This window comes from Streptomyces sp. JLBG701 (assembly GCF_058544905.1).
Genome location: NZ_CM178588.1, coordinates 10,363,994 through 10,377,549, shown reverse-complemented (window position 1 = coordinate 10,377,549; position 13,556 = coordinate 10,363,994). Strand labels below are relative to the sequence as shown.

Annotated in this window: 8 protein-coding genes and 1 pseudogene; 7 read left to right on the top strand and 2 right to left on the bottom strand. The window is 71.5% G+C overall.

Annotated features, from left to right (window positions below):
- Positions 1–227 precede the first annotated feature (227 nt).
- On the top strand, positions 228–2,618 hold the full coding sequence (locus AC5DRG_RS47490; protein ID WP_491806526.1) for a SpoIIE family protein phosphatase: 2,391 nt from the start codon (positions 228–230) through the stop codon (positions 2,616–2,618).
- Positions 2,619–2,627: 9 nt separating this feature from the next.
- Here the strand turns inward: AC5DRG_RS47490 and AC5DRG_RS47485 are convergent, their stop codons facing one another.
- Positions 2,628–4,478: a ricin-type beta-trefoil lectin domain protein gene (locus tag AC5DRG_RS47485; protein ID WP_491806525.1), complete on the bottom strand. Its 1,851-nt coding sequence runs from the start codon at positions 4,476–4,478 to the stop codon at positions 2,628–2,630.
- A 595-nt stretch (positions 4,479–5,073) separates the two neighbouring features.
- On the opposite strand from AC5DRG_RS47485, the gene AC5DRG_RS47480 reads away from it, so the two are divergent.
- The gene (locus AC5DRG_RS47480; protein WP_491806524.1) at positions 5,074–5,898 is read left to right on the top strand and encodes a phytanoyl-CoA dioxygenase family protein; all 825 of its coding nucleotides are present in this window, start codon (positions 5,074–5,076) and stop codon (positions 5,896–5,898) included.
- 87 nt (positions 5,899–5,985) lie between these two features.
- Positions 5,986–6,747: pseudogene (locus AC5DRG_RS47475) on the top strand (amino acid permease); the annotation flags it as partial.
- Positions 6,748–6,809: 62 nt separating this feature from the next.
- On the opposite strand, the gene AC5DRG_RS47470 reads toward AC5DRG_RS47475, so the two are convergent.
- Entirely contained in the window at positions 6,810–7,778 is a 969-nt protein-coding gene (locus tag AC5DRG_RS47470) for an aldo/keto reductase (protein ID WP_491806523.1), read from the bottom strand.
- A 163-nt stretch (positions 7,779–7,941) separates the two neighbouring features.
- Here AC5DRG_RS47470 and AC5DRG_RS47465 point away from each other — a divergent pair, with 163 nt between their 5' ends.
- The 4 genes from AC5DRG_RS47465 (at position 7,942) to AC5DRG_RS47450 (ending at position 13,548) form a co-directional block, all read left to right on the top strand.
- The gene (locus AC5DRG_RS47465) at positions 7,942–8,772 is read left to right on the top strand and encodes an endo alpha-1,4 polygalactosaminidase (protein WP_491806522.1); all 831 of its coding nucleotides are present in this window, start codon (positions 7,942–7,944) and stop codon (positions 8,770–8,772) included.
- 143 nt (positions 8,773–8,915) lie between these two features.
- A complete protein-coding gene (locus AC5DRG_RS47460; protein ID WP_491806521.1) occupies positions 8,916–9,752 on the top strand; it encodes a hypothetical protein in 837 nt (278 codons plus the stop codon).
- Between the two features lie 135 nt (positions 9,753–9,887).
- The gene (locus AC5DRG_RS47455) at positions 9,888–12,626 is read left to right on the top strand and encodes a helix-turn-helix transcriptional regulator (RefSeq protein WP_491806520.1); all 2,739 of its coding nucleotides are present in this window, start codon (positions 9,888–9,890) and stop codon (positions 12,624–12,626) included.
- A gap of 97 nt (positions 12,627–12,723) precedes the next feature.
- Positions 12,724–13,548 (top strand): alpha/beta fold hydrolase, encoded by an 825-nt coding sequence (locus tag AC5DRG_RS47450; RefSeq protein ID WP_491806519.1) that lies wholly within the window; start codon positions 12,724–12,726, stop codon positions 13,546–13,548.
- Positions 13,549–13,556 lie beyond the last annotated feature (8 nt).

Genomic DNA, 13,556 nt, shown 5'->3' with positions numbered 1-13,556 from the left:
AGTACTCACAACTGATCGTGAACAAACAGATTCTGACGGCGCGCCACACAGGGCCGTCAAGGGTGCGGTGAGCTGCTTCTGCCCCTCGGGTCACTTCGGCGGGAAATCCCCCTTGACCGTAACTCCGGGCACCCTGGCGTTCACATCCGCGTGCGGGACGTGACGCACTAGGCTGAACTCAAGTGACCTGGCTGTTCACAGTGAGTGCGCGCGATGGAGTGGCGACGATGAGCCCGGACTACCCGTTCGACGATGCCGCGACGGCACTGGCTGTCATCGACGATCACGGCACGCTCGTCGAGTGGAGCGAGGGTGCCCGGCGCCTGCTGGGGTGGACGGCCACCGATGTCGTGGGCCGTCCGGCGGCGGAGCTCCTGGGCGACAAGAGCGCGGGTACGGTGTCCGCGCCCGACGGGCCCCGCGGGGACGGCATCGTCACCCTGCGCCACCGTGACGGCGGCACGGTGTCGGTCTGGCTGCTCGCCCACCGCAGGGAGCCCAAGGACGGCGAGCCTGGCCGGTGGCTCGTGGTCACCCCGCTGGAGGGCGACGGACCTCGCGCGCCCGACGATCCGCTGGACAACGCCCGGCTCGTCCAGTCTCCCTGCGCCGTCGCGATCTACGACGAGCGGCTGCGGCTGCGCCGGATGAACGACGCCATGGCCGAGGTGCTCGGGCTGCCCGAGGAGCGGGTGCGGGGACTGCGCGTCTCCGAGATGAGCGGCAGACCACAGACCGTGGACATCGAGCAGCACCTGCGTCGCGTGCTCACCACCGGTCAGGGGCATGACGTACGGACGTACGTGCCGATCGGCGGGGACGGCCGCATCTACGCCTGGCTGGCCCGGATGGCCCCGATCACCGACGACCGGGGACGGGTGCGGGGCGTGGCCGTCTCCGCCCACGACTTCACCGACCAGTACCTGGCCCGCGAGCGCCTGCAGGTCGTGAACGAGGCGAGCGTCCGCATCGGCACCACCCTCGATGTCACCCGTACGGCGCAGGAGCTGGCGGACGTCTGCGTCCCGACCCTCGCCGACTTCGTCAGCGTCGACCTCCTGGACCCGCCCGAGTCGGGGGGCGAGCCCGCCGCCGGGCCGCTGACCGCCCCGGTCAGCCTGCGCCGGGCCGCACACCGGTCCGTCAATCCAGGCACCCCCGAGGCGGTCATGAAGCCCGGACAGGTGGACGTCTATCCCGCCTCGTCGCCCCAGGCCGACTCACTCGTGGTGGGCCACGCGATCGTGGCGTCGACGGCGACCGACGATCTCGCGGAGTGGCTCTCCTGGGACCCGGCACGCCGCGAACGCGTCAAGAAGTACGGCGTCCACTCCACGCTCTCCGTGCCGATCCGGGCCCGGGGGCTGACCCTGGGCGTCGCCGTCCTCACTCGGTTCAAGCGTCCCGACCCCTTCACGCCGGACGACGTGCTGCTCGCCGAGGACGTGACGGCGCGGGCCGCCGTCTGCATCGACAACGCCCGCCGCTTCTCCCGTGAGCGGGACACTGCCATCGCCCTGCAGCGCAGCCTGCTGCCCCGCACTCTCCCCAGAACCGCCGCCGTGTCGGCCGCCTCGCGCTATCTGCCGGCGGCACGGGCCGGGGTGGGCGGCGACTGGTTCGACGTGATCCCGCTGTCCGGGATGCGCGTCGCCATGGTGGTGGGGGACGTCGTCGGCCACGGCATCCAGGCCTCGGCCACCATGGGCCGGCTGCGGACTGCCGTACGCACGCTCGCGGACATCGACCTGGCCCCCGACGAGCTGCTCACCCACCTCGACGACCTCGTCGTACGGCTGTCGCAGGAGGCCGGCAACGAGGGCAGTCCCGGCGAGGTCGGGGCGACCGTCGTGTACGCGGTGTACGACCCGGTGTCGCGGCGCTGCACGCTGGCCAGGTCGGGGCATCCCCCGCCGGTCATGCTCCCGCCCGACGGCGAGCCCCGGGAGATCGCCCTCCCCGCCGGTCCCCCGCTGGGCCTGGGCGGGCTGCCGTTCGAGTCGACCGAGCTGGAGCTGCCCGAGGGCACGACGCTCGCCTTCTACACCGACGGACTGATCGAGTCCCGGGAACGGGACGTCGACGCGGGCCACGCCCTGCTGTGCGAGGCCCTCGCCAGCCCCTCGCAGTCACTGGACGAGACCTGCGACCGTGTCCTGCACACCCTGCTCCCCGCGGGCGGCGCCACCGACGACGTGGCCCTGCTGCTGGCCCGCACCCAGGGACTGCCCGCCTCCCAGGTCGCGACCTGGGACATCCCGGCCGACCCCGCACTCGTCGCGGCGATCCGCAAACAGGTCGTCCGACAGCTGGAGGCCTGGAGCCTGAGCGAGGCGTCGTTCACGACCGAGCTGGTCGTGAGTGAGCTGGTCACCAACGCCATACGGTACGGCTCCCACCCGATCCGGCTCCGGCTGATCCACGACGAGACCACGCTGATCTGCGAGGTCTCCGACACCAGCCACACCGCCCCGCATCTGCGCCGGGCCAAGACCTGGGACGAGGGCGGCCGCGGCCTGCTCCTGGTCGCCCAGCTCACCCAGCGCTGGGGCAGCCGCCACACCGCCGACGGCAAAACGATCTGGGCGGAGCTGACGCTGCTGGAGGACGGGCTGTAGGGCAGCCGATCACCGTCCCCCGCCGTAGCCGCCATGGCCCCAACCGCCGCCATAGCCGCCGTCGTAGCCGCCGGACCCGTCGTGGTCTCCGTCGCCCGAGCAGTAGTACGGGTAGTAGTAGCAGGCGTCGCTGTCGGGGTAGGAGCTCGATGCCGTCGGTGTCGCGGACGGTGTCGTGGAGGGCGTCGGTGTCGCGGACGGTGTCGGCGAGGACTTCGGCGTCGGGGTGGGCGTCGAACTGTTGGTGTCGGCGCCCCAGTTGACCATCTCCAGCTGGAGGTCGGGCTTCGAGGTGTCGATCACCCAGCGCTGGGCGGTGCCGTCGTCGCGGGTCTTGAGGACGAGCGCGCCCTCGCCGTCGGTGGCGGCGGGGGCCAGCGCCAGGTCCTGGTCCCAGCGCGGCACCAGGGCGCCCTGGAGGGTGAAGTCGTAGCGGATGTTCTTGGCGCCCGCGCTGGACGCGCCGGTGCACGGGGCGAGTTGGACCTCGAAGCCGAGGTGGGAATCCAGGCAGAGGTCGGGCTCGGCGACGTTGCGCAGCAGTCCGTCGGTCTCGTACGACCACTGCTGGCCGGCCGCAGAGGAGCAGGCGGTGAGCTCGGTCTCCGCGCCCTTGACGGCCTTGCCGCCGACGACGCCGATGCACAGCCCGGAGGCGACGTTGTGCAGCCGGCCGCTCAAGGTGCCCTGTGTCGTCTCGCCGGCGCCGATCCAGGACGGGTTGTCGGTAGAGGAGCCCGCCTCGGAGACGGGCTCGTCGGAGGCGCTGCCGGTGGCGACCGGAGTGGTCCCGTCGCCGGAGTCGAGGGCCGACCAGAGGACCAGCGGGAGGACGATCATGCCGCTCACGGTGAGTACGGCCACGGCGAGCTTGCGGCGGCGGACGCGGCGGGCCGCCTTGAGGGCCGCCCGACGGGAGCCGTGCGACACGTGAACGAGCTCCGCGCCCGTGGGAGACGCGGAGGCGAACACCTCGCCCACGAACGCCGGAGGCTGTGGCGGGGCCGCCGGGACACCGTTGTCGTCGGTGACACCCGCGCGGGCTTCCAGGTAAGCCTGGGCGCCCCAGCCGAGCACCGCCTCGGCGAGCGCGAGGCCGAGCCCCTCGTTGAAGTGGCCGAGCTGGTCGGCGGTGTGCCGGCAGTGCTTGCAGCGGGTCAGGTGCCGGGCCAGGTCGGGGTCGATGTCGACGCCGCCGCGCCGGTAGGTCACGTCCAGCAGCCGGATGTATCTCTGGCACTCGAGATCGGGGGCGAGTTCGCGATGGACGTGGAGGCACTCCTCGCGCACCCGTTCGCGGGCACGCTCCCGCTCGACGCGCGCGTCCTCCGCGTCCAGGCCGAGCAACCCCGCCGGTATCTCCAGGGGTTCGGCCTCGACCTCGGTGTGCCACAGCAGGCAGCGCGCGGACTGGGGCAGCCGCTGGAACGCCCGGGACAGCAGTCGCCGGTCGGGCCTCGGCAGTAGCCGGGCGGCCGCCCGCTCCGCGCCGCCGGGCGCTGTGCGCAGTTCGGGGTGGAGCAGTTCCTGCCGTCCGTCGTTGTCCCACTCCGCCGCGATCCGCCGTACGGTGACGAGCAGATGGGGCCGCCAGGCGGAGGTCGGGCCGGTCTGTCGCAGCGATTCCCCGAAGAGCCTCGTGAATGCCGCGGTCGTGAGCATTCCCGCCGGTCGCGGGCCGTCCGTGCACAGCCGGGCGTAGGCGAAAGCCGCCTCCCAGTGCCGGTCGAGGAGTTCACCGACGGGCTGGAGCGCGGGCGTCGTCCCCGTCCACTTCTTCAGCTCCGCACTCAGCTGTTCGTCGGTCACGTCGAACGGGCGGGCGGGAGTTGGGGAATTCGAGACGCCTGCGTCATTCACGGCTGCATTCCTCCCAAGGGTATGCGGGTAAGTCCATACCAGGGGGTATGTCACCCCGCCGACGAGGCGACAGGGCTCCCCCAGAACAGGATTCGGCCCCTCCAACGCCCGCCCGGGGCGGCTCTTTTGAAGCGTGGGGGTATGTGGAGTGGCCTCGCACATGCAGAGGTAAAGTCTGTGTCTGCACGCCGACAAGGCACACCTTTGCACAGGTCAGCGAGACGTAACAAGAGATCTCGAAGATTTGTGCATTGTGCACCCGCCAAAGAAAATTGACGAAACGTCAATCGGGGTCCGGTAAGCCATCCGTTGGAGATTTGGCGCTGTATCGACACGTCAATTGCGACCGATATGCACCGGGTGGAATGCCGCACCGCTCGCGGAAGACCCGGTTGATGCGGAACGGACTGAACAGGTGCGCGGACCGGGACGGCGACAGCGCCGGGGCGTCAACTCCCCAACTCCCCAACTCCGGACCGCACTTCGGCCGACCGCAGCTCGGTCCAGGGCAATCCGTCAGCGGTCATGGCATTCTCCCGGCGGACACGTCGGCCTAGCGTGAGAGGCCGAGGGCACCGGACCGCGGAGGAGACACATGACAGTCACGGGCAGCGGAGCCGCCGACGCTCCCATCCTGTCGGAGAGCGGGGTGCGGCAGTTCCAGGAGGACGGCTTCACGGTCGTACGGGGGCTGTTCGGGTACGACGAAGTCGACGGCCTGCGTGCGGAGTTCGCGGCGTTGCACGCGGCCGGGCCGGTGCCCGGGCACTTCGAACCCCGGCCGTCGGAACGCGATCCGCTGCAACGGTTCCCGAGGTTCATGCAGCCCCACGAGGTCAATGAGCGGGCGCTGCGCCTGCTCCTGGATCCGCGCCTGCGGGGCGTGTTGGAGGCGCTGCTCGGCGAGGAGGTGCTGGCGGCGCAGAGCATGTTCTACTTCAAGCCGCCTGGCGCCCGGGGCCAGGCACTGCACCAGGACAACTTCTATCTGCGGGTCGAGCCGGGCACGTGTGTGGCGGCGTGGGTGGCCTGCGATGTCATCGACCGGGACAACGGCGGCCTGGAGGTGGTCCCCGGCACCCACCACATGGAGGTGTTCTGCCCGGAGGAGGCGGACGCCGAGGTGTCCTTCGCGCGGGAGTACGTCGCTCCGCCGCCCGGTCTGGCCTCCGTACCGGTCGACATGGAGCCGGGAGACGTCCTGTTCTTCAACGGCAGCCTGGTGCACGGCTCTTCACCGAACCGGAGCGCCGACCGGTTCCGCCGCTCGTTCATCGGCCACTACGTCGGCGCCTCGGCCGAGCGCATCGGACGCTTCTACCGCACGCTGTCCATGAGCGGCGACCGAGTCCCGCTGCCGGAGAGCGAGGGCGCGGGCCCGTGCGGCACGGAGTTCACGGCGGACAGCGGACCGCACTGAGCTTCATCCATCCAGCCGACCCCGGCTCGCGACCGAGTAGTGGGCACCTGAGTCTCAAAGGGCCGGACCGTGCCGAACGGAGAAGCCATGAGCGAGGCCCCATCCGATGCCGTGACCGTCGCGGACGGCCCGGAGGGATCGGCTCCGGCGGCCAAACTGACCCTGCTGACCCTGACCACCATGGTCGTGGGCTCGATGGTGGGCGCGGGCGTGTTCTCGCTGCCGCGCCGGTTCGCGCAGGAGACGGGGGTGGCGGGTGCGCTGATCGCGTGGGCCGTCGCCGGGACCGGCATGCTGATGCCGGCGTTCGTCTTCCAGACCCTCGCGGTCCGCAAGCCCGACCTCGACGCCGGTGTGTACGCGTACGCCAAGGCCGGCTTCGGCGAATATCTCGGCTTCTTCTCGGCCTTCGGCTACTGGGCCGGCGCCTGCGTCGGCAACGTGACGTACTGGGTACTGATCATGTCGACGATCGGGGCCATCGCGCCCGGGCTCGGCGACGGCGACACCGTGCTCGCGGTGGTGCTCTCCTCGGCCGGGCTGTGGGCGTTCTTCCTGCTCATCCGGCGTGGCGTCGAGGGCGCCAGCGTCTACTCCCGGCACGCCAAACGCCGTGAGGACGTCGGCCGCGCCACCGTCCTTGGCTTCCTCAGCGTCTTCGCGGTCTTCGCGTCGGTCACCATCGTGTCGTACGGGATCATGCCGATGAGCGAGATCGCCGAGCTCCGCCAGCCATCGATGGGCGGCGTGCTGGAGGAGGCGGTCGGCACCTGGGGCAAGGTCTTCGTCAGCGTCGGCCTGATCGTCTCCGTCCTCGGCGCCTATCTGGCCTGGACGCTGATGACTGCATGACCTGCCCCCTGATCCGCGAACCCGTCGACTTCTGACCCGCTCCGACCCGTACGCCGGTGTCAGTGGCCGCTGATCGGATGCGGGGCGTAGAGCTGCTCCAGTTCCTCGATCTCCTTGTCGCTCAGGGAGAGTTCTACGGCGGCGACCGCGTCCTCGATGTGCTGCGGCTTGGCGGCGCCCACGATGGGGGCGGCCACGGTGTCCTGGTGCAGCAGCCAGGCGAGGGCGACCTGGGCGCGGGGTACGCCGCGGTCGTTCGCGATGCGGGTGACGGCCTCCACGACGGTGCGGTCGCCCTCCGTGTAGAGGCGGCTGCCGTAGTCGTCGTTGGCGCTGCGCACGGTGGTGGTACCCCAGTCGCGGGTGAGGCGGCCCCGGGCGAGCGGGCTCCAGGGCAGGGCGCCGACGCCCTGGTCCGCGCAGAGGGGGAGCATCTCGCGCTCCTCCTCGCGGTAGAGGAGGTTGTAGTGGTTCTGCATCGACACGAACCGGGTCCAGCCGTGGCGGTCGGCCGTGTACTGCATCTTGGAGAACTGCCACGCGTACATCGAACTCGCCCCGATGTAGCGCACCTTGCCCGCCTTCACCAGGTCGTGCAGCGCCTCCATCGTCTCCTCCACCGGCGTGCGCGGGTCGAAGCGGTGGATCTGGTAGAGGTCGACGTAGTCGGTGCCGAGGCGGCTGAGGCTGTGGTCGATCTCGGACATGATCGCCTTGCGGGACAGCCCGCCGCCGTTGGGCCCGGGCCGCATGCGGCCGTTCACCTTCGTGGCGAGGACGACCTCGTCGCGGCGGGCGAAATCACGCAGCGCCTTGCCGACGATCTCCTCGCTGGTGCCGTCGGAGTAGACGTTGGCCGTGTCGAAGAAGTTGATCCCGGCCTCCAGCGCCTGCCGGATCAGCGGCCGGGACGCCTCGTGGTCGAGGGTCCAGTCGTGCACGCCGCGGTCGGGAAGGCCGTAGCTCATGCAGCCCAGACAGATTCGCGACACGTCCAGGCCCGTGGGACCGAGCTTCACGTACTGCATCGTTGCTGCTCCTGCCTTCGGGAGGGGTACCAGTGGGGAGCGTACGTCGTCGTCCGTCCCGCCGGACTCCGGTTTTCCGGGCCTCACTTGACGGCGGCGGTTCTCCGACGCTTTGATCTTCTTTGTGCCCAGCGCGTGGCGCGGCACGCAGAATGGAGCGGACATGTCCGTCAAGGGTGTTACCCGCGTCGGAGGTCCCGGAACGGCCGTGGTCCTGGGCGCCGCCGTCGCGTTGACCCTGACCTCCTGCGGTACCTCGGTGGACTCCTCGGCCGCGCCCGACAGGGTCCGCTTCCCGCCGCGGAACGCCGGTTTCGACTACCAGATCGGCGGCGCCTACAAGCCGCCCGCCGACGTCCGCATCGTCGCCCGCGACCGTACGGCGACACCAGCGCCCGGCCTCTACAACATCTGCTACGTCAACGCCTTCCAGGCCCAGCCGGACGACGAGAAGTCCTGGCCCGCCGATCTGCTGCTGCGGGACGCGGACGGCGAGGTGGTCGTCGACGAGGACTGGGACGAGGCACTGCTCGACATCCGTACGGCGGCCAAGCGCAAGCAGGTGGCGGCGCGGGTCGGCAAGTGGATCGACGGCTGCGCCGACAAGGGCTTTGACGCGGTGGAGCCGGACAACTACGACAGCTACACCCGCTCCGAGGACCTGCTCACCGCGAACGACGCGGCCGCCTTCATCACATTGCTCTCCCGGCACGCGCACGCCCGCCATCTGGCCATCGGCCAGAAGAACACCGTGGAGCTGGCCGGGCTGCGCAAGAAGACCGGGCTCGACTTCGCGGTCACGGAGGAGTGCGGCCAGTACGACGAGTGCGAGGAGTACGCCGAGGCGTTCGACGACCGGGTGGTCGACATCGAGTACACGGACAGCGGCCTGCGGAAGGCCCTCGCGGGCTTCGGGGACCGGCTGAGCATCGTGCGCCGGGACGTCATGGTGTCGACGCCCGGCAGCGACGGCTACGTGCGCAAGGTGCGGTGACGAGGCCAACTGTTGCTGCCCGCAGGTGACCGTGCGGCGTGGGAGCGGTCGTGCGGTGCGCCGACTGCCGCATTCTCGGCGCGGGTGACCGGCGTCCGGCCGGTCGCGGGAACGTGCTGGAGGAATGGGTGCGGACACGTCCGATGCTCCGAACGGCGGCCGTGGTCGCCGCCCTGTCCGTCGCCGCCGGGTGGACCGCCGTCGCGGATCAGCGGCCAGGCCAACTGGCGGCGCCCACTCCCGAGACGCTCTGCGCGCCCGCCGGAGTCCTGCACGGCGAGGGCGGGCAGCGGGCCTCCGTCAGTCTGTGCGCGGGCAGCGGCACCCCGCTCATGGCCGTGTCGGCGCCGGCCACCTGCCGACGGCCCGGGGCGAGCGCCCGCCACACCTGTCTCACCTCGGGCACCTGGACCGCCGAACGCGGCGGCGAGACGGTGGCCTCAGGCCCGCTCCCCGGGTCGCGCGAGTACCCGGGCCCGGGGACGTACGACATCACAGCCGACGTGCGTGTGCGCTCGGCGCCGGCGGGCGTGGACCTCAGCGGCACCGTCCACGCCACCCTGACGCTGACCGCGCCGAAGTCGGCGCCGACGCACTCCGTCCGGGTCGACCGGAACACCCTGCGGCCCGGCTCCGCGACGACACTGACGTACACGGTGTCGCGCAACAGCGACGCGGGCGACGGCAGCGCGCGCTTCGGGCTCATCGGGGAGGAGGGCTCGGGGGTGGAGGTGACCACGGAGGACGCACGCTGCGTGAATCCGCTGGTGGGCCGCCATCCGTCCACGTCACGGCTGCCGTACGCCCTGGACTGCGCGCTCACCGATCTCCAGCCGGGTCATCCGGCCACGGTGGTGGTGCGGGTCTCGGTCACGGACACGTGCTCCACCGTCGTCTCCAAGCTGGGCTATTGGATGCCGCAGGGCCAGGCCCTGTACACGGGCGGCATGCTCGCGGGGCCGACGGTGGGCTGCGGCTGAGTTCCGAACTGCCGTACGCCGTCACACCGTTCGAGCCACGCGCCCCGTCCGGAATTGGTTGAATGCACCTACTTCACGAATTCTGGCGATGGCCTTCACAACTCGGGCCTTTTCGGGGGCGTTGGCGTGGTTCTCATGGGGCGGGCACGGGAACGGGAACGTCTCGACGGCCTTGTCGCGGACCTGCGCGAGGGGCTGAGCGGTGTGGTGCTGCTGCGCGGTGACGCCGGCATCGGGAAGACCGCGCTGCTCGACCACGCGGTCACGCAGGCCGCGGATCTGCGTGTGCTGCGGGTGGCGGGGGTCGAGGCGGAGGCCGGTTTCCCGTTCGCGGCGCTGCACCGGCTGCTGGTGCCGCTCCTGGACGGCCTCAAGGAACCCGGCGCGCTGCCCGCCGCCCAGCACGAGGCCCTGCGGGTGGCCTGCGGGCTGGCCGACGGGCCTCCCGCCGACGGGTTCCTGGTGGGTCTCGCGACGCTCACCCTGCTCGCCGAGACGGCGAAGCGACGGCCGGTGCTCGCCTGCGTCGACGACGTCCAGTGGGTCGACGAGGAATCCCTCGGTGTGCTCACCTTCGTGGCCCGCCGGGTGCACGCGGAGGGCGTCGGGCTGCTGTTCGCCGCGCGCACCGTGTTCGACACGCCCGCGGGCCTGACCGTGACAGAAGTCGCCGGTCTGGAGGAGCCGTTCGCCCTGGAGCTGCTGCGGCAGACGGTCGGCGGGCCGCTCGACGCTCGGGTCGGTGCCCGCATCGTGGCCGCCACCGCCGGGAACCCCCTCGCCCTCGCCGACCTGGGGCAAGAACTCTCCGCCGACCAGCTCTCCGGCGGGCTGGCCCTGCCCGAGCCACTCCCGCTGGGCGGCAGGCTGGAGGCGCACTACCTCCAGCGGGTGCGTGAGCTGGCCGAGGCGACACAGACCTGGCTGCTGCTCGCCGCCGCCGAACCCGGCGGCGACCTCGGGTACATCACCGGCGCGGCACGGCTGCTCGGGTTCGGCCCCGAGGCCTCCGGCCCGGCGGAGGCCGCGCGTCTGGTCGTCCTGCGCTCCACCGCCGGGTTCCGGCATCCGCTGGTGCGGTCCGCGGTGTACGGCGGTGCCACCAGCGTCGAGCGCCGCCGCGCGCACGCCGCGCTCGCCGAGGTGACCGACCGCCCGGCCGACAGCGACCGGCGGGCCTGGCATCTCGCCGCCGCGGCGATCGGCCCGGACTCCGCTGTCGCCGCCGAGGTGGAGCGGGCCGCCGACCGGGCAGGCTCGCGGGGCGGTTTCGCGGCCCGTGCGACCTTCCTGACCCGGGCCGCCGAGCTGACGACGGCACCCGAAGTCCGCACCGGGCGGCTGTTGGCAGCGGCCGAGGCGGCGCTGCGCGCCGGGGCACTGCTCCAGGCGGAGGCGCTGCTGGACGCGATCGACCCCGCTCTGCTCGACGATGTCGGCCGCGGCCGGATGCTGCTGGTGCGGGCACACACGGTGATCGGGCTGGGCGACGCCGGTTCGTTCGCCCGGGCGCCGGCGCTGTGTCTGCGCGCGGCGCTGTTCCTGGCCGAAGGGGCGCCGGAGCTCGCCCGCGAGGCGCTGCTCAGGGCGATCGACCGCGTCATCACCGCCGAACACCTCGTCCTGGACGCCACGCCGGGCGAAATCGCCCGGGCCATCGAGAAGTTGGTGCCACGCGAGGCTTCCGCGACCGGAGTGGACCTCGTGCTGCGCGCGTTCGCGGTCCTGGTCACCGACGGCTTCGAGCGCGCCGTTCCCCACCTCCGGCGGGCCTGCGCGACGGTGCTGGACCCGAACACCTCCGACGAGGAGGCGCTGCGCGGCCATCTGCCCGTCATCACCATGTCGATGATGCTGTGGGACGAGCCCGCGCACACCGCCGTCATGCGCCGGGCCGCGGACATCGCCCGCGCGACCGGTGCCCTGTGGCAGCTGGACTCGGCTCTGTACTGCGCCTCGATGTCCGAGACCAACCTCGGCGAACTGGCCGCCGCCGAAGATCTTCGCGTCGAGGGACACCAGATCCGTTCGGCGATCGGCGCGACCGACGACGTGTGGGCCATCTACCGGCACCCCGAACTCCTCGCGTGGCGCGGCGAGTCCGACGGCATCGACGGGATCCTGGAAGGCTCGATGGAGGCCGGCACCTGGCTCGGCCTCGGCGCGGTCGAGTCCATAGCCCGGATCGGCATGGTGGTGCTGGCCCTGAGCCGCGGCGAGTACGCCCGAGCACGCACCCTCGCCCACGAACTCGTCGAACACGACGTGCTCGGGGTGCACTCCCGTCTGCTCCCCCACCTGGTCGAGGCGGCCGTGCGCTGCGGCGACCGCGTCCTGGCCGGCGCGGCACTGCGGACCCTCACCTCCCGGGCCACGGCCAGCGGCACCCCCTGGGCGCTGGGCGTGCTGACCCGCTCGCGGGCCCTGCTCGCCCCCGCCGACGACGCCGAAGCGCTGTATCGCGAGGCGATCACCCTGCTGGCGGGCACCCGGGCCCGCTCTGATCTCGCCCTCACCCACCTGCAGTTCGGCGAGTGGCTACGGCGGCTCAGGCGCCGCAAGGACGCCCGCGAGCAACTGCGTACGGCCGTGGCCATGTTCGACACCATGGGCGCGGTGGGGTACGCGGCACGCGCCGCACAGGAACTCGCCGCCACCGGCGAGCAGCCCCGGCGCGGAGCGGCCGCGACGCCGAACGCCCTCACCCCGCAGGAACTCACCATCGCCCGCCTCGCGAAGGGCGGCGCGACCAACGCCGAGATCGCCGCCCAGCTGTTCATCAGCGCGAGCACCGTCGACTACCACCTGCGGAAGATCTTCCGCAAGCTCGACGTGACGTCCCGGCGGCAACTCGCGCAGGAGCCGGACCTCTGATCCGGGGTCACGACTACGCGCTCCACGGGATTCGAGAACCCCGGGTGCCGGACGACGATCGGCGCGTCGGACACGTCCCGCAGACGGGAGCACCCCCATGCCATACGTCACCGCAGCCGACGGAGCGCACATCCACTACAAGGACTGGGGCCAGGGCCGTCCCGTCGTCCTCAGTCACGGCTGGCCGCTGAACTCCGACAGCTGGGAGGCCCAGCAGCTGTTCCTCGCCACCCACGGCTTCCGCGCGATCGCCCACGACCGGCGCGGCCACGGCAGGTCCACGCAGACCTGGCACGGCAACGAGATGAACACCTACGCCGACGACCTCGCCGCCCTCGTCGACACCCTCGACCTGCGCGACGCGACGCTGGTCGGCTTCTCGACGGGCGGCGGCGAGGTCGCCCGCTATGTCGGCCGGCACGGCACCGCCCGCATCGCCCAACTCGTCCTGGTCTCCGCCGTACCGCCGTTCATGCTCAGGACCGACGACAACCCGGGCGGGGTGCCGGTCGAGGAGTTCGACGCGATCCGCGCCGGTTCGCTGGCCGACCGGTCACAGCTGTACCGGGATCTGGCGGACGGCCCGTTCTTCGGCAACAACCGGCCCGGCGCCGACGTGTCCCAGGGCATCCGGGACGCCTTCTGGCTCCAGGGTCTCCAGGCCGGGCACCGCAATGCCTACGAGTCCATCGCCGCGTTCTCCGCCACCGACTTCCGCGCCGACCTGGACGCCGTCGACGTGCCCACCCTCGTCATCCACGGCGACGACGACCAGGTTGTCCCCTTCGAGGTGGGCGGCAAGGCGTCGGCAGCCCGGATCAAGAACGCGACGCTCAAGGTCTATCCGGGCGCCCCGCACGGCATCACGGACACGCACAAGGACCAACTGAGCGCCGACCTGCTGGACTTCCTCAACTCCTGACTCCAAAG